Origin of the sequence: Paenibacillus sp. IITD108 (genome assembly GCF_036541265.1) — a bacterium.
GTDB lineage: Bacteria > Bacillota > Bacilli > Paenibacillales > Paenibacillaceae > Pristimantibacillus.
Genome location: NZ_JAZHCT010000026.1, coordinates 19,334 through 36,849 on the forward strand (window position 1 = coordinate 19,334; position 17,516 = coordinate 36,849).

The following is a 17,516-nucleotide window of genomic DNA, read 5'->3' on the forward strand; positions in this document are numbered from 1 at the left end:
AACATCCCTCACTTTATCCTACCAATCAATTCGAGATTTTTAATCTGCAGGGAAGCGTTATATGTACCCGGCAATTCCCACCCCAGGTTGAAACTCGTTATTTTTAAGTCCTCGAAGCTTGTCTTCGGCAAGTATCCTTTTTGCTTGCCTTCCTCAACCGCTCTTTGAATATACGGGATGAGATCGACATGAATCGTTTCCCATTCTCCATCAAGCATATTTTTTGTTAAAAATTCTTTACCGGGAGGAGTATAGATTAGCGCTCCCGATGCGCCCGGCTGTCCAGCATCTTTTATGACTCCGCCTGGCGGATACTCGAATCTGCTATCGAAGATCGGGATACCGAACCAAAAGAAATCGCTGTAACCTTCGGATTCCTTGTTCTGATTGGAAATGCCAAAGTATGCCGTTGTCTGTGCAGCATGCAGATTCGCATCGAAGTCACTTGTCATCAGATACTCGAAATCATTAATCCGAACATCCAGATTCAGCATAAGTTCGCTAAAACTATCCACATTCTGAGGATCGCCCATCACTTGTTCAATGAGCAAGTGTGGCCATGCTTCTCCGTTCTTTCTTGTCCCGTCCTTATACTCCATCTCGCCGATTACTTTAAGTGTAAGTAATGCTTCCCCATCCACGTATTCTTTCGCAACTACCTTGCCTTCGTTGGCATACTTGTACGACTCTTTAGCTTCATCTGCTTCACCTTTGGCGAGGCTAATATCATAACGCGAGCTCCATTGCGCTAAGTGCCACACTGGATTTGCCGGTTCGGGGTCGAATTTCAATCTTCCGATCTCTTTGGCACCTTCAGAATGTAGCGTTGGATATATGATAAATCCTAGTGAAAAATCCGGATCATCAAAAATATTGACCGTTTTTTCCGAATTTCCCAGCTTTTCAGCAGCGCATGATGCCAGCAAAAACAAACAAAATACCCCCACCAAACTTATATATGTTTTTTTAGACATTCACAACACCCCCAATAAATTTGGAGCTCGTAATTTGCGAATTACGAGCTCCATAACAAACTTGCATTTGTTCTAGTCATTATTTTGTAGTTCGATCCATATAACCTTGATAAATCGAGATCAATCTTTCCAATCCCATCTGGTCAAGCTTCTTTAAATAAGCATCCCATTGTTGATCAATATCGTTGGAACTCAGAATGAATCTGGTCATTGATTCCGTAACATAATCGTTAATCGCAATTTCAATGTCGGAAACCTCTGCTGATTCCTCTTCAGTAAATACAATGGTCTGAGGCAATAACATATCCTTGGACGGTTGATAAGGTACGTACAGTTCCTGGGTAACCGGAACCAGGTTAGCGGCCGGATCAACCGGCGCATCTTCTTCGACCAGCCATTGATCCTGCAGTGATTTTGGATTGAAGTAGTTGGCCATCATATACCAGTTGATGTTCTTCTCGCCTGCATTTGGATCATATTGATTGGCAGAGTTTTTCAAATTCTTGTACATAGCAGGCTGTCCATCCTTGCCGAGTCCTTCTCCCTCTTTAGCATACTCCCATTCGAAGCCTTCGCGTCCATCCTTCATGCGGATCATCGTTTCCGGAGCATAAAGAAAATCAAGCAATTTGAACACTTCAACCGGATACTTTGTTTGAGCGGATACAACAACACCGCTATTATTAGTCGTGAAATGATAGTTTGCGTATTGAACGCCTTCTGGTCCTTTAAGAGGAGCTAAGGCGAGATAATCAGGATATCTGGTATCCGCAGCGACAAACGGAGCATGAGAAGGTATCATCCCTACCAAAGGAGCATCCGGATTTTCAACAGCCTGTTTGAATTGATTAAAGTCCATCGTGAAACTTTCGCGTGACAGCAATCCCTCCATGGCAAGCTTCTGAAGATATTTCAAACCTTCCCTGAACTCAGGTTTTGTAAAGACAGGTTCAACTTTTCCGTCGTTAAGGATCAATTTTCTGTCTGGATTATAGTAAACAAAAGAGTTCATCACGAAGTTGATAGGATTCCATGTTACCCATGCCGTATTACCCAACAGAGGAATTTCATCATTTTTTTTGTTTCCGTTAGGATCCTGCTCCTTAAATGCCTTCAGAACTTGATAGAGGTCATCCGTTGTCTGCGGGATTTCTAAACCTAAATTATCGAGCCATGGTTTATTAATCCACATTTTGTACAGAGAGCTCAAGTGAGGATCGTCCGCATATGTCGGTAAAGCATAAATTTCGCCCTGATCCAAGGTGACAGCCGCCTTTGTATCAGGAAATTCTTCGAACATTTTTTTGGAGTATACACCGTATTGCTCAATATAGTCGCTCATGTCCAAAAGCAAGCCCTGGCTGCCGTACAGCTTCTGTACGGAAGGAGGAAAATTATTCTGGAACATGATGTCCGGAATATCTCCGCTGCTCATTAAGAGGCTGAGCTTCTGTTGAATGTCCGCAGATGAAGGAACCGTGATCCATTCAATATGAATATTCGTCGTATCCTCCAGCCATTTCGTAAATGCATTCTGATCGTAATTGTAGTCCGTCAGTTTGGCCTCCGGATACGTCGCAGTAAGGGCCTTTATAGTAATTTTCTCTTTAGAGATCTGATTCGGATTGGCCGGGTCTGCTTCGCTTGCCGCAGCCGAAGAGCCCGGCGTATTAGCTCCGTCTAAGGACGGTGGTTCTGCTGCATTGTTATTTTTACCGCATCCGCTCATAACTGTAACAATTACCATAATAAGACTAACCCATAATGACATTTTTTTAAGTTTCATTTGCAGCACTCCTCGTATAGTGTTTTACAGACTAGCCTTTTAACGAACCTACCATAATTCCCTTGGTAAAATGCTTCTGAACAAACGGATAAGCGATGATTAGCGGGAGATTTGCTACTACGATAACCGCATACTTCAGGCTTTCCATAAGTTCAAGCTTGATTTGAAGCGCTTTCGGATCTTTGGCCAGCATGTCAAGGCTGACTTGATTCATAACCAGAATTTCCCTCAAAACCAATTGTAGAGGAAACAGTTCTTTACTGTTCAGATAGATCAACGCGTTAAAATAGGAATTCCAAATTCCGACTCCATAAAACAGCACCATGACGGCGATAATAGGGCCAGAAAGAGGGATTGCAATTCTTATCAGAAATCTGAAATCAGAGCAGCCATCCATTTTTGCAGCTTCAAGTAATTCCTTTGGCAAACTGCTTTGAAAATAACTCCTCATAATGATGACGTTAAACACACTCAGTGCCGTTGGAATGATCTGCGACCAACGCGTATCCAGCATCCCGAGCTCCTTTACCAGCAAGTAGGAAGGGATCAGCCCACCGCTAAACAGCATCGTAAAGGAGAATGCTAGCAGGATAAACCGCGCCCCTGTCAGGTCGCTGCGCGAAAGCGGATAGGCGGCCATAATCGTCAGCACGATGCTTACGATCGTTCCAACCACGACATAAAAGAGCGTATTTAAGTATCCCGTCACAATGGAATCATTTTTGAATACGGCTGCATAGCCCTCCAACGAAAAACCGACAGGCCAGATCCAAACTGCTCCTCTTGAGACCGCATCCGGATCGCTGATCGAAGCGGCGATAACCATCAGAACTGGATATCCTGTGGCGATCAGGATCAGAATGAGCAGAGAATAATTTACTACGTCAAACACAAAGTCGCTGCCTCTGCGTTTTTTCTTCAAAACGGTATTGCTCAAACTATCATCTCCTTTCTTACCAGATGCTCGATTCGAACCGTCGTGCAAGTCGGTTCACGGCATACAACAAAGCAAAACCGATTATGGACTTAAACAACCCGATTGCTGTCGCATAGGAAGGATCGGGGATCACCCCAGTCAGACCTACTTTGTACGAATAAGTGTCAATAACTTCAGAGGCCGAAATATTTATGTCATTTTGCAGCAGCAAAATCTTCTCGAACCCCGAATTTAAAATTCCGCCTACCGACAGAATCAGAAAAATAATGGCTGTCGGCATGATTCCTGGCAGATCAATATGCCACATTCTACGGGCCTTAGAAGCGCCGTCTATCATCGCCGCCTCATGCAGCTCAGGCGATATCCCTGCAAGAACAGACATGTAAATGATGGAACCGAATCCGACTCCCTGCCATATCCCCGACCAAACCATAATGTGCATAAAGCTGCCCGGTTCGAGCAGAATGTTGACGCTTTCTCCCATAATGAAATGCAAGAGCTGTCCCAGAATACCGGTTCTCGGGTTAATAAACTGATGAATCATGCCAACAACAACGACGACCGAAATGAAATAAGGAATGTATGTGATCATTTGAACTGATCTTTTGAACAAATCATTTTTTACGTAGTTAAGCCCCAAGGCCAACAGGATGGGAAGGGGAAATCCCGCTACGATTGCATAAACACTGAGGACAACCGTATTCTTCATAATGTTCCAAAACCCATAGTAGTTGATGAATCGTTCAAAATTTTTCAGTCCGACCCACGGACTGTCCCACATCCCTAAAACAGGCGAAAATTTTTTGAAGGCGATAATAAGGCCATACATCGGCCCATAAGCAAAAATCGCAACAAACATTACAGGAAGGATCAATAATGCGTAGAGCTGCCAGTTTTGCCAAATTGACCTGTTCAATAGCGGCGCCCCCCTCATAAAGCAGTTCCCTGCACCAGCGTACGTTGGGATTGGTGTATATTAATCACTCCATACACATTCGCCCTTCTTTGACCTGCCCCGATTACGGCAACTTTCAGATTAGTCATTGTACTGCCTCCTTGTTTTGCGTCTCGCCTGTACTTAGGGAAATTAACCTGTGAGTCATATGAATCTCTCGCTTGCCCTCAACAACTTTCCTGCATCCATCGGGAAAAATTACGACTGCTTTACATTCTCGGGGCAAGCTTGCCATTATCGTGAAGCTCTCTTCGCTGCGTTCCCACTTCACACTTATTGGCCCCCATTTTGTAGCGACCGTTCCCTCTGCCCTGGAGATGTAATCTGCCACAGGATGAATTTCTACTTCCTCGTAACCGGGGAGATGGGGTTTGACTCCTAGTACGCATGCTGAATATTCATATAGCGGGACAGCTCCCCAGGCATGACAATCGCTTCTCTGGGTCAGCAGGTCTTCGGGCCATGTCGTCAAATGCTTGTCCAGCAGGCTAAGCCATCGAGTCCACAAACCTTCGGTCATGGAATACAATTGCACTTTCTCCAATGCCCTAAACAGGAAAAACGACATAGAATAAGAGCATTGAGCAAGCTCGGTATTCGTCAGGCATCTGTGCATGAGCTTGCGTGCCTCATCACCAGTAATCACTTCGGCTAGCACGGCCCATACTTGCGCATGCTGGCTATACCGATCTATTTCAGGAGCATCCCGAAACAGTCCTTTACTCAGATCCCATGACTGCTTGCGTACCGCCTGTTTGGTTTGTTCCGCCAATTTGTCCAAAAATGCGGCTCGATCGGAATACCCCACATACCGGTTTAACCGTGCAGCTACCTGCAAGCCATAAATAAACATCATATTATAAATAATATTGGTTTGATCCTGTCTTACAGACGCGCCAAAGGTTTCCGACCATTCCATCGTCCAATCGACGAACTGCCAATACCCTGCATCCTTGATCAGCTTTGTCTCCGGATCAATGCGAAATTCGAAATATTGCAGAATTCGATCAACGGACGGCAAATACTGATAGATGAAATCCAATTCCTTGTAATACGTATAGTGATGGTCAAGCATCATGATCCAGAAAAAAGAAAAACCAGGAATGACCTGTACGAATTTTGACGGCCAATTGCATGCAATCATTCCGTCAGGCATCATCGAGCTATGGAAATCGTAGATTGCTTTTTTTGCCAATCTGTCATCCATGGATACTTGATACGTAAACAACATCTGCAGCATTGTGTCCATCGTATACTGCATTTGCTCATAATAAGGGCAGTCAACGTAGCTGTCATGCATACACCGGCGCAATGTTCTTATGCTGATGTCCCACAATTGCTGCATATCCGGTCTATCCAACGCTATCCTGCCCTCCACCTCAAGCGGGTAACCGGTTTCACGCATCGCTATATTAAGTATCGTCAGCGGTCGGTTCCCCGTACTTATCTCAAACCGAACAAAGCGGAAGGTTCTATACATTAACGGCTCATAATGTTGTGCTCCCAACCTTGTAACAAAGGTGTCATACTCTCCCCAAAGTTGACCTTTGATATCGTCCCTGACTTCTTTAATTGGCACTCCTGCTTCGGTAAAGCCTTGTATATAGCTTTCTGCATACGTAGTACGAATAGTGGAACAATCTCCATCCTCAAGCAGTGTTCTTATATAGGAAGTCGTTAAAAATCCAGCGTCAATTTCTACCCATACCGATTGATTGGCAGGTATCGTCACTTGTTTGCCCGATAACAAGTTGTGCCACGGAATTTCCGCAGCAGATTGCTTCAATATTTTTTGGAACTTGATTTCAACTTCATTCATTAAGGGAATATCCCTTTCTCTCAAGGGCCAGTTATTGAGCACACCGCCGCGCAAGCTGTTTTCCGAACCGTTGATCACAATTGCCGGACGCCACTCCCTGGAATCTACGGACTCGCCATACCAATCGAACGGGAACGTTCTGCCGTCCACATCTTCCATATCTCCTGCATATTTTGCTTGTACAGCAAAGCGGAAAGAATATGAGCCGTTCATTCGCGACATCCATCTTTCATCCGATTCGATGCCAAAGCGGATCGAATTATGAATATCTTCCGCAAACAAAAATCCGCCATGATCTGAACTAATCAATGATGCTGGCCCGTTCAAAAATTTAACATTGCTTAATCCTTCTGACGGGAAATAAGCAGCTAAAATGGCAATCACGTTTTTACCTTGTTTAAGGTATGGAGCAATGTCAATCCGATCCACGTATTTTCTGAATTTGTCCCCTCTGCAGGGGCCTCGCAATAAATACTGGCTGTTAACATATATTTGATAGTAACTGTCTGCTGAAACAAGAACTTCGTGTTTCCCAGGAACTGCTTCAACATCAAACTCTCGCCGAAAATGGCAAACTTCCTTTTCATACCCTGGATTATGATCATTCCAAATCCAATGTGCCGATAAATTCACAACTTACGTCCTCTGCCTTCGCAAATTTATGCCTGTATTCTTTAGGTGAAATGCCCGCATGTTTTTTGAACACCTTATTAAAAAAGCTAATGTCGTTAAACCCAACACGGATACAGATATCCGATATTTTGCTGTCCGTGCTAAGCAGATACGACTTGGCTTTCTCAATGCGAAGCTTATGCAAATAGTTAAACAATGTTTCACCGGTCAATTGTTTAAACTGTCTTGAGAGCTGTCTTTCGCTGCAGTGACATATTTTCGTCAATTGCTCAACTGTCACATTTTCCGAATAATGCCTTTCCAAATATCCCAATATTCGATGCGTGTCTCCAGTCTTATGGATGCTTCTCGTTATGCTTTCCATATAAATGGCTGCGTTTTTTTGTTCCGAATACTTCCGGCTTAGCAGCACGATAATTTGTGTAAGTATTAATTGAATCAGCACTTGGTAAGGCGGCCGTTTAGCTGTAAACTCCTTTTCCAATAAATCAATTAAATAACTTACATTTTCCGCTTCCTCCAAGGACAATTTGAGAATATTGCCGAATCGGATCTCTGGCGGTAAAAATGGTTGAACATAATAAAAATCCATATCCTTCATATAGTCCGACCCGCGCAATATCGTCCATTCGATGATGTCCGAATAAAACAACAAATTAACAACTTCGACCTGCTCATCCTCAGACAAAATATAAGTATGCTCTTCGCCGGGATTAATAATGAATATATCCCCTTTACTTAACTCGCTTTCGTACACTTTGGAATTTCGAGACTTAAATTTGTGTCCGGCTTTTCCATTCACAATAAATACGATTTCGATAAATTCATGACTGTGCATTGGAATCTCCGACTTTGAATCGTGAATCCAATGAGAAACAACAAAAGGAAAATCGTCGCGAATATTATGCTCGGAAGACTTAAAGATGTATTTTTTTCCTTCCATCAACAACACCAACTTACTTTTTATTGTGTAATAAGAGGAGATTCTCCCCCTTTACATCTTGTTAGATTTCCGCGACTTGTTGATCACAACGACTGCGACAACGATCAGAATCAGCGCACCCAGAATATAATATATGAAATTTTGATTTGTTCCAGATTGTTCACCATCGGCACTTGCAGGCGCCTCCGCGTCCGGAGAAGCTTCGGCACTCGCCGATGCCGACGGCTCAACGCTTGCCGTCGCTGATTCAGACGGTTCGGTACTAGGGGATACTTCAGCTGATTGCGCTGGTTGATCAAAAACAGTATCGTTAATTTTCTCCAAAGTAAATTGAGCCATTTTCGCCCCCGTTTGTCCCGATACTGCGATATAGGCATTGTCAGGGAATACCGGATCAATCGTTGGCAGTTGATCGTTATTGAAGGTATCGAGCGGAATTTCAACGCCGTTGACAGTAGCAGCAACCGTTTTATCTACCCATTTGATATTGACATTCATCTTAGTGCCAACACTTAGGTCAATCGTTGCCAACCAGTTCGCCTGGAAAAATCCCCCTGCAAATGTACGATAGGCATGCACATACGCTCGATTGTCACTAATAGGGGATATTGCTAAAGTAAATGATTTCACATCATCGTTAGCCGTTGTCCAGAAATCCGGCTTGTCCAACAGACTTACTGCATACCAGCTGTCTCTTTCCTGGGACCATTGCGCCCCTTGTACCGGGTTCAATGTCGGAATTTTATCGATCGTGAACTCAATGGTTACATCTTTGGGATCTATAGGTTTTTTATAAATAATTCCTGCAGCTTGCCTGTCTGGCGTATAGGAACCTTCTGTGGATACGATAATGCCGTGATCCGTCGCTTCGATTTTTTGTGTTTCCGGCTTTGATCCACCGCCTAAACCCAAAAAATCCTCCGGTATATCTGCAAACACAGTGCTTACCGACATCATTAAAAGGAGAAACGATATCGACATTGTTAGCAATAACTTCTTCAAATTGCAAGCCCCCTGTCGTTTCATAATGTATATAATGAATATTTAAAATTAGTATATCAGCCACTTATGATCGATAACTAGGAATATTACGTCGATAAATTGGTCTATTCGGACATGAATCAGGGTTACACAATGGGATTTGCAAGTTTAAAAGAACACAAAAACTACAACGCTTCACACATGAACAACTTGCACTGTCCATGTATGTCTATAGATACGAACAAAAGCCCGACCGTATACGGTCGGGCTTCAACTTACAGGTAAATGTGGCTCTAAATATTAGCAAGCCGGTTCCCTTACATTGGAACCTCCTTAGCAGTTGATTAGCAGATTCTATGATTTCATCAATGTGCTCCTCAATCACATAGCCTTCCACTTTTATTTTAAGCAAGCTATGTTGATTCAATAGCCACTCGACATCCCTCTCATCTATTCCAACTGTGTCTTAAGTGCCTTGGGCATTTGAATTTGATTATCCCGATATAGTTCTTTGGTCTTCCGTGGAACCACCGGCACGGTTATCGCCATCGAATCATCTTCCTTACAAACCGACGCGGTCACCCACATTCCGTCCGACTTGAGTTTGACAGCAGGCAATGCCCGATCTTCTCCCAGCGACAAGATCAAGATCCATACGGCCTTATCCAGTGCGTGGAAATCAAAATCCCGTTCCTCTCCCGACGCAATTACATAATCGAGGTTTACCCCGTCAGCCGTACGCTCCGCTTCAACGGAGAGCGGGCCGTACCCAGAGTTGTCCAGCACCGATTCCACTTGCAGGGTCGTTTCTCCAAGCTGCGCCGCGAGTCGCACGCCATCTTGAGCGATAGGTATATCCAGCGCTGCAGTATCGCCGCCGATTAGCAATCGAATGCGTAGATCCTCGGCTCTGAATCTGCCGTTAATGATATCGAGATCCTGATGCCAGCCTCCATTATCTGTCGCCAGGTTAAAGCTGAATAACACTTGCTTGCGCAACTGCACACCAGTAAATATGGCGGAGCAGAAGTCCTTGCCGTCCTTAAGAAACTGCAACTGGACCGACACGGTCTTTCCGTCTCCGACGTTGACGTAGCCGATCAAATTGCGACGCTGGTTCCACATGCTTCCGCTACTGAAACTGCCAAGCGTCAGCGCCTCATTTTGGTAGGTGGTTGCATAATTTTGATAGCCGGTCTCCGCCGCCAGAACCGTCTGCTCTGTGAAATAACGCTCCTCTGTTGAGTCGAATAAGTAGCGATACTTCTCGGGACAACGGGGACCAGATGATTCTATCGCCAGTCCGTTTGTCAGAAACTCCCGTTCAATTGGACGAAGTACCGTTCTGTACGTACGGCTATGCGGTCCTCCCCACGCGCCCGTCGCCGCATGATAATGCCTCCCGATCATATGCCACGCAATGTCCAGTAGTTGCCCGGCAATCTCCAAGGCGTCTGCCGAGCTCGATTGCGAATAAATGACCTGTAGTTCTTCAATCGCAATAGGCGTATAGCACGGGCTGTTATATTCCGAGAACGTGCCAATCTCCGTTGTATAGGCATGAAACCTTCTGAGACGCTGCTCTCCATAACTTCTAAACTCTTCATTCCCCAGCACTTCGCCGCCAAGAAGCGTCACCACCGCCCCCATGATGGCAATGTTCGTATAATGAGGCCCAACATCCCGAATCATAATAGCTTTGCAAGCGTGATACACAGCTTCCCGGAGTTTCGACAGAAGCGGTTGCGGAAGGAGCTGCGCATTATTTTTTAGAATCAGCAGTAGCTTCTTACCGTGAAAGTCGGCCATATTCCAGTCGGGACGATCCATCTCATCTAACGTCTCCTCATAGAAGTACGGCCAAATCCCATAAGTCGCCCGTGTCGAATCCTGATCCTGAAAGGACATCACCACCTCCAGAATGCCTGCAGCCTTCCGTGTATAGTCCTCGCCCCCATACTGAAGCAAATCATACGCATAACAAGTAGACGGATACAGCGCGTAGACAAAAGGATGCGCATCCGGTCTCAGTGCCGTATGATAAGTTGCCGTCAACGGAGTGCGGACGAGCTTGACCCGATCGTCATAGTTTGTTTCCGTTTCTTTAATCTTGACCGCCAGTTCGGCGCTACTCATCATCGATCTCTCCTTCTCTGTTATCTTTTAATGCGATATTCACCTTCAGAAAGCTCCCTTGTCACATCCCCATGCACGAACGTTGCAGATACCCCTTGCGGAAGAATAACATTCATATATTCCCGATCCCACGAAATTTCCAATCTGCCGTAAGGGGTTTGATGCCATGCTCGGAACTCGCCGATGTCCGCCGGGATATGAGGGGTTAATCTGATGTGCTTAAATCCCGGGTTGTTGTCGTCAATATTGAATCCCGCGAGCGCTTTGTAATACCACGCGCCAATTTCGGCGAACATAAAATGATTCATCGATGAACCACCGTACCAGTTCTCGCCCAACGTTCCCGCGCATAAGCCTGCCAGGTGCCCCCATCCCGGAAAATCCACTTGTGACGCAATTTTATAGGCAAGGTCAAACCGGTCATTGTCTGTAAGTACGTCCAAAAGCATTTTCGAACAAAACATTCCTCCCATAATATGATCATCCGCTAATTCCACTGTTCTGATCAGGTTATCCAGCGTTGCGGACACGTCCTCTGCAAGCCCAAAATAAAGCATCATCGCATAAAAAACCTGACTGTCTGTCTGAATAGCGGCAAATTGCTTTATAAATGCTGATTTTATACCATCCGAAAGCTCTGCGGCCTGCCGCTCACTTTCTTCCTCGTGCAGAATCCCGGATATCTTCCCGAAAATATCCGTCATGTAATAGGAATAGGCGGTAAGCAGCGATTCTACCGGAAATGCTGGCGCAACCGAAGGCGCAGACCAATCGCCGAGACCGATGCGGCAAATGCCATTGTCGAGAATGGATTGCAGGTAGCCGATATATTTTCCCATTGGCTCATAGTACCTGCGTATATATTCAACCTTCCCTGTGTATCGATACAACTCCCAGGGAATAACGAATAAAGCGGCATCCCATGTAGGCCCGCACAACATGTGATCATATCCCCAACTGCTTGTCGGAGCGATACAAGGAATACGGCCACTTGGACGTTGGCAATCTACAATATCATCCAGCCATTTGATATAGGCTTCATCTATTTGAAAGTTGAACAGCGCTTGTTCGCAAGCCAGATGCGCATCTCCGGTCCAGCCATTTTTTTCGCGATGCGGACAATCGGTTGGAATATGATGAAAATTAGTCAAAGTAGATCGACGCACAGCTGCCTGAATTTTCGTAACGAGGGGATTGTCGCATTGAAGGTCCCCTGCATCGGATAAATCGGTATGGAAACAACGAGCGACAACCTCGAGCGATTCATATTCTCCATAGACTCTTGCATAACGGAAGCCGTTATAATTGAATTCGCTATGCCAGGTCTCAACTCCCTCACCTGATAATATATATTCGTCGCATTGAAATCTATCATCATAAACATGTTGTTTATATCTTTCCAAATCCGGAGTTGCCGTAGATCTCAGCAGTTCGAAATACTGAATCGTCACTTTGTTGCCTTTCCGTCCGATTACTTGAATTTCTACATTCCCCGAAAGATTGACGCCAAAATCATAGATGACAGGCAATGGGCTCGGCACAATAGCCACAGGCTTAATAAGCTCACTCACTCGTATAGGAGAAATCTGCTGCTCTTTCATCACGCCGCCAGGCGCGGGCGCGATGGAGGGTTTTTCCCATTTATCGATCTTGAATCCCGCATCGAACGTTTCGCCGCATCGTAAAGAGTTATAGCTGATGCCGCTCCGAGCGCATTCCCAAGTTGTATCCGATACCAGAAATAATTGCCCGTCCAAGTACAATTCCGCAATCAATTTCGGCTGTGCGCGCCATGCCGCATGTTCGAACTGCCATGCCGAAGGCTGCAATTCATTGTACCAACCGTTGCCCAATGTAACCTCGATCTCATTGAGCCCTTCAGCCAAATAGTTGTCCACCTCGTAAACGTTAAACAAGACTGTTTTGTCGTAAGCGGTAAACGCTGGCTGCATAATATCGTCGCCAACACGCCGTCCATTTATGTTCAACACATAGAAACCTAGTCCGCATATACGAATTTGTGTTTTTTTTATGCCGCCAGGCATTTGAAACTTTTTTCTGAAGACAGGCGCTGCATGATCAGGACACCCGGTATACATGATCCATTTGGCTTTCCATGCTTGTTTGACATTCATTGCTTCAACTTCTTTCATCGAGAATCACTCCTGTTGCTCCTGCCTCTGCTCCCGGTACTCCGAGGGGGTGAGCGCCGTAAGCTTCTTGAAGATGCGAATAAACGTATTGACGTTGCTGTAACCGACAGCTTCCGCAATCACCTTGATTTTCTCATCGGTTTCCATCAACAGCCGCTTGGCTTGATTAATTCGCAGATTCATCAGGTAATCAATAAAGTTGCTTTCCGTCTGCTCCTTGAACAGCCTGCTCAAGTGAGACACGCTCACGCGCAATTCGTCGGCCAACAAATTCAGCGACAGGTCGGCTCTGCCGATATCCTTGTTAATATAGTCCAGCACCTTGACAATCAGATCGCTTTTCTCCCGTTTGCCGCGTTTTGTTCGAATCAGATCCATGTACTCCCGAAGCATAGTCAAGATGAAACCTTTCATCTCATCCAGACTGTCGTATTGATTCAGAGCATCTCTCATTTCCTGCGGCATACGGATTTGCTCCGGCTCGATGCCCGCTTCCCCAGCCACTACGGCAGCCTTCATCAAACATTGCAGATTCAATTGGCGAATCATCTCCGGAGGCACTCCGTATTGGGTGAAAGCCTCGAACCAGCGGTCTGTCTGCGCCTTCAGCTTCTCCCCATCCAAAAGCTTCAATGAATCCATCATCCCGTCGGTCATCGCCACCAATCGGTAATATTGGGCGGATTCGTCACTTTGCACATCATCCCGGGTGATCACCATATTCGAGCCCAGAATCAATCGATAAGCCAACACGTCGCATGCTTGCTTGAAGGACTGCCTGATCTCACCCACCGATTCCGCCAGCCCGCCCACGCCGATCGTAACCGTGCGTTTGAAGTTTTCTGCGACATAATTTTTGATTAAATCCGCCACAACGCTGGCTCGCAGTTCGGCTTCCATGCCGCTATCCTGGAAGCTCATCAGAATAGCGCAGCAGCCGTTTTCCAATTCAATTGACACGCCCTTGCCTTCCGCCTGAATCAACTCCTCGGCCACATTACACAGCGCATAATTGTACAGATGTGTATCTTGGGCGGTCAAATCGTTACGCTGGTCAAATTCCGCCACCATCACGACAAACCGGTTCAAATCCAGCTGAATCCCCAGCATACCCATATGTTGCCTTGTATTGGAGATGTTGATCTTAGAATCGGACAGCAACTCTATGACCAGCTGCCATTTTAGAATCGGCTTGGTCTCTCGAACCTGCTGCTGCAACTGCTCGCTGTTGACCAGGAAATCCTCAAATCGGGACTCCAGTATTCGGAATCCGTCTCCTCCCGCTTCCCCTGTGGGCTGGGGAGATACGGCATTCAATCTGGAGGAGATCGTTCCCAGGAATCGGTTCAACGGCTTGAACGTCCATCTGCCTACGGCAAGAGCCAGAACAGCTGCCGTTATCAAGATCATAACGGACAGAACAGCCAGCGTATTGCGAATCACCGTCAACGGTTTGTTCAACTCGATCTCCGAAACAATTCTCGTAATTCTCCATCCGGTATACGGATTCACCTTGTAGAAGACGATAGAATCTTTGTTCTCAACCTTGGCATGGAAGTAACCTGCGCTCTTGCCCTCCGTAGCCATCTGCGCCACGAAAGGTGTGGAGCCCATGTTCTCCCCAAGCTTGGACTCGTCGGGATGGAGTACTACCAGTCCCCCTTTGTCCAGCACAAGATTCAGACCTTGAGCATCCCCCTCGTGATAGATCAGAGGCAGCAGCATCTCCTCCTTCAAATTAAAGGCGATGGCCCCCTTCCTCGTGCCCGTAGAATGAATAAGCGGATAGGTCCGAATGAACGACACCACATTACGGTAAATTGGAAAGTTGGAGTTGCTGATCAACAGCTTGCGACTTGCCAACCAGCTGGAATAACCGTCGAATTGAGCGAACTGTCCGATCCAGGCGTAATCCTTCAGCCTCATCTCCTCCGTCAAGATATCTCCCGACACCAGCCTGTCCTGGGAATACGAGTAGATGTCTATGGAGAACAGATATTCATTGCTTCGGATTAGTCTGTCGATGTGATTGCCGATCCGATAGTCGTTTTCGGTCCGCTCCCCTTGGGGCAGACTATCGTCAAAAAACGTTTTTATTTCATCGTACTGGACCAGTTGGATAGCTTCGTTGTCGATGCTCTTCAGCACCAAATCCAGCTTCTGCTCCATATGATCCAGGAGCTCCACATTCGTTCTGACGAGTTGGTCCTTCAGATCATTGGTGAAAATAAAATAAAACAACACGGCCGACACAGTTACAATCAGGAACAGGAACATGATCAGACCTGTAATTATTTTTTTCATCCATTGGCTCTGTACATTCTTCATTGTCCCGTTCCTTTCGTGCGGCAGCTATTTAAAGTCGACTTTGTTCGCCTCGTACCATTCCTGAGCCATAGCTTCTACATCTTCTCCGCCCAGGCGCTTCCATTCCTTACGAATTTGCTCCAGTCCCCATGCCGCCGTATACTGGCTACCCTGCATCGTTACTTTGGCGCGAATCTCTTCGATATAAGGTTTCAGCGCCGTCTGGATATCGTTCAGCTCCATAAAGTTCGGCTGATACGGAATATCCCGGCGGAACTTGTTCTGGGCCGCCATCTCCAAGCCCTGCTGACTCAATGCCGCCAGCCTCTGGGAGATCTCGTCAGGCGCCGCCTTTACCAGCAGATCCTCGGGCGAGAACTTCGCATCCCGCACAACCGCATATTCGCCCGCATACGACACTTCCTTCTTGTACTTTTCCGCATCCAGCATTTGAGCCACTCCGTTGACACTCTTGTAATGAACGCCCTCTTCTCCGTTGACCAGCGTCTTCCAGCCCTCTTCTACCATCCAGTCCAAATATTCCACTGCGGCCTTCGGATTTTTCATTTCCTTATTGAAAGCTACGAAGATATTCGGCGGTGTTTCTTGGTACAGACCGAATTTGCCGTTTTTGGTGGATACCGGCTTAAGCGGCACCGGATTCGCTAGCGGCTCGTTCTTCAGCATATTCCGGATATGGTCCTCCATCGCGCTCCCGCCCCAACTGCCGGCGAAGATGCCTGCTTTGCCGGTCGTCCACAGTTGGATAGCCCTCTGAAAGTTTTTGTCCGTCAAATATTCCTTGTCCACCAGCCCAGCTTCGTACATTTGCTTCTCTAGATCCATTGCATCCCCGAACCGGTTGAGCGTGGCGCCGTACTTCATACTGCCGTCCTCCAGATACCATTGATTACTGATCGCGGCGTTCATCGCTGCATAGCTATCAAAGACCGTGCTGCCTACCAGCGCCGTTGTATCGTCCTGGTTGTTACCATCCGGGTCCTGCTCCTTGAATGCCTTCGCCACCTCGATCAATTCGTCCATCGTTGTCGGCGTCTTGAGACCTAGCTTATCTAGCCAATCTTGCCGGATCCACAGACCATGATTGGCGATGCCATCTATCGTCCGAGCAGTCGCGACTGCATACATTTGACCATCAAAGGTCAGATAAGGCAACAACTCGGGATGCTCCTGCAAATATTTTTTGTAGGATGTGCTGTACTGCTCAATATAAGTGTCCACCGGCTGCAGTGCGCCTTGGGTAATCAATTTACCAATGTAGGCCCTATCGTACTCCCAGATCAGATCCGGCGCCCGATTCGAGGCGATAAGCACGTTCAGCTTGTCCTGAGCCTGGTTACGGGGCACGGGTACCATCGTTACGTCAATTCCGGACTGCTCCCGGATCCACTTTACCCAACGATTGTTTTCATAGGTTCCCTCATCACTAGATACGCCCCCTCGGTCGAACGCGGAGATGCTGACTGCTTTCGGCAGATCGGCATACGGATCTGCTGCCGTCGCTGGCGACTCGCTTCCGGGCAATGCTAAGGGTTCATCCGCTCCTGGATTCGAACAGCCAGTCAACCCCGTTCCCGCAAACAAGCATACGGCGGCTGCAAAGGCAGTTATCAGCTTATGTCTTGTTTTCAAAGTAGCCCGACCTCCTGAATTATAGTTTATACCATGGCTTCCTGTGATGAGCCTGCGATATAGGCTTCTGCCGCGCATATGTGCCAAACCCACTCTAACGGTAACATGCTGCAATGGATTTCCGAAATCTCTACTTTTTGCGGAAGTATCTATTTTTTGAGGAAATGCCCTTGATCGGCATGCCATAAGGACTCCTCCCGCATTTACGTTGCGGAAGAAGTCCCTGCACTTGGGGACAA

The 17,516-nt window shown here is 46.5% G+C and carries 11 protein-coding genes; all 11 read right to left on the reverse strand.

The annotated features are described in order from the left end of the window. Positions 1-8 precede the first annotated feature (8 nt). The gene (locus V1L65_RS20535; RefSeq protein ID WP_331701120.1) at positions 9-974 is read right to left on the reverse strand and encodes a hypothetical protein; all 966 of its coding nucleotides are present in this window, start codon (positions 972-974) and stop codon (positions 9-11) included. A 79-nt stretch (positions 975-1,053) separates the two neighbouring features. Further along, complete coding sequence (locus tag V1L65_RS20540; protein ID WP_331701121.1) at positions 1,054-2,760, reverse strand: extracellular solute-binding protein; 1,707 nt, start codon at positions 2,758-2,760, stop codon at positions 1,054-1,056. A 31-nt stretch (positions 2,761-2,791) separates the two neighbouring features. Further along, positions 2,792-3,697: a carbohydrate ABC transporter permease gene (locus tag V1L65_RS20545; protein ID WP_331701122.1), complete on the reverse strand. Its 906-nt coding sequence runs from the start codon at positions 3,695-3,697 to the stop codon at positions 2,792-2,794. A 16-nt stretch (positions 3,698-3,713) separates the two neighbouring features. Further along, complete coding sequence (locus V1L65_RS20550; RefSeq protein ID WP_331701123.1) at positions 3,714-4,613, reverse strand: ABC transporter permease; 900 nt, start codon at positions 4,611-4,613, stop codon at positions 3,714-3,716. 124 nt (positions 4,614-4,737) lie between these two features. Continuing rightward, positions 4,738-6,900 carry an alpha-L-rhamnosidase-related protein gene (locus tag V1L65_RS20555; protein ID WP_331701124.1) on the reverse strand — a complete coding sequence of 721 codons (2,163 nt, stop codon included), beginning with the start codon at positions 6,898-6,900 and terminating at the stop codon, positions 4,738-4,740. A 172-nt stretch (positions 6,901-7,072) separates the two neighbouring features. Continuing rightward, the gene (locus V1L65_RS20560) at positions 7,073-7,942 is read right to left on the reverse strand and encodes an AraC family transcriptional regulator (RefSeq protein ID WP_331701126.1); all 870 of its coding nucleotides are present in this window, start codon (positions 7,940-7,942) and stop codon (positions 7,073-7,075) included. 156 nt (positions 7,943-8,098) lie between these two features. Then, the gene (locus V1L65_RS20565; protein WP_331701127.1) at positions 8,099-9,049 is read right to left on the reverse strand and encodes a hypothetical protein; all 951 of its coding nucleotides are present in this window, start codon (positions 9,047-9,049) and stop codon (positions 8,099-8,101) included. Between the two features lie 429 nt (positions 9,050-9,478). Next, on the reverse strand, positions 9,479-11,167 hold the full coding sequence (locus tag V1L65_RS20570) for a hypothetical protein (protein WP_331701128.1): 1,689 nt from the start codon (positions 11,165-11,167) through the stop codon (positions 9,479-9,481). 17 nt (positions 11,168-11,184) lie between these two features. Next, complete coding sequence (locus V1L65_RS20575; protein ID WP_331701129.1) at positions 11,185-13,317, reverse strand: family 78 glycoside hydrolase catalytic domain; 2,133 nt, start codon at positions 13,315-13,317, stop codon at positions 11,185-11,187. A gap of 6 nt (positions 13,318-13,323) precedes the next feature. After that, entirely contained in the window at positions 13,324-15,645 is a 2,322-nt protein-coding gene (locus tag V1L65_RS20580) for a helix-turn-helix domain-containing protein (RefSeq protein ID WP_331701130.1), read from the reverse strand. A gap of 24 nt (positions 15,646-15,669) precedes the next feature. Next, entirely contained in the window at positions 15,670-17,463 is a 1,794-nt protein-coding gene (locus V1L65_RS20585) for an extracellular solute-binding protein (RefSeq protein WP_331701131.1), read from the reverse strand. Between the last annotated feature and the right edge of the window lie 53 nt (positions 17,464-17,516).

Coding starts and splice junctions, on each gene's coding strand:
- V1L65_RS20535 (WP_331701120.1), bottom strand. CDS start 974: ATGTCTAAAAAAACATATATAAGTTTGGTGGGGGTATTTTGTTTGTTT.
- V1L65_RS20540 (WP_331701121.1), bottom strand. CDS start 2,760: ATGAAACTTAAAAAAATGTCATTATGGGTTAGTCTTATTATGGTAATT.
- V1L65_RS20560 (WP_331701126.1), bottom strand. CDS start 7,942: ATGCACAGTCATGAATTTATCGAAATCGTATTTATTGTGAATGGAAAA.
- V1L65_RS20570 (WP_331701128.1), bottom strand. CDS start 11,167: ATGATGAGTAGCGCCGAACTGGCGGTCAAGATTAAAGAAACGGAAACA.
- V1L65_RS20575 (WP_331701129.1), bottom strand. CDS start 13,317: ATGAAAGAAGTTGAAGCAATGAATGTCAAACAAGCATGGAAAGCCAAA.
- V1L65_RS20580 (WP_331701130.1), bottom strand. CDS start 15,645: ATGAAGAATGTACAGAGCCAATGGATGAAAAAAATAATTACAGGTCTG.
- V1L65_RS20585 (WP_331701131.1), bottom strand. CDS start 17,463: ATGGCATGCCGATCAAGGGCATTTCCTCAAAAAATAGATACTTCCGCA.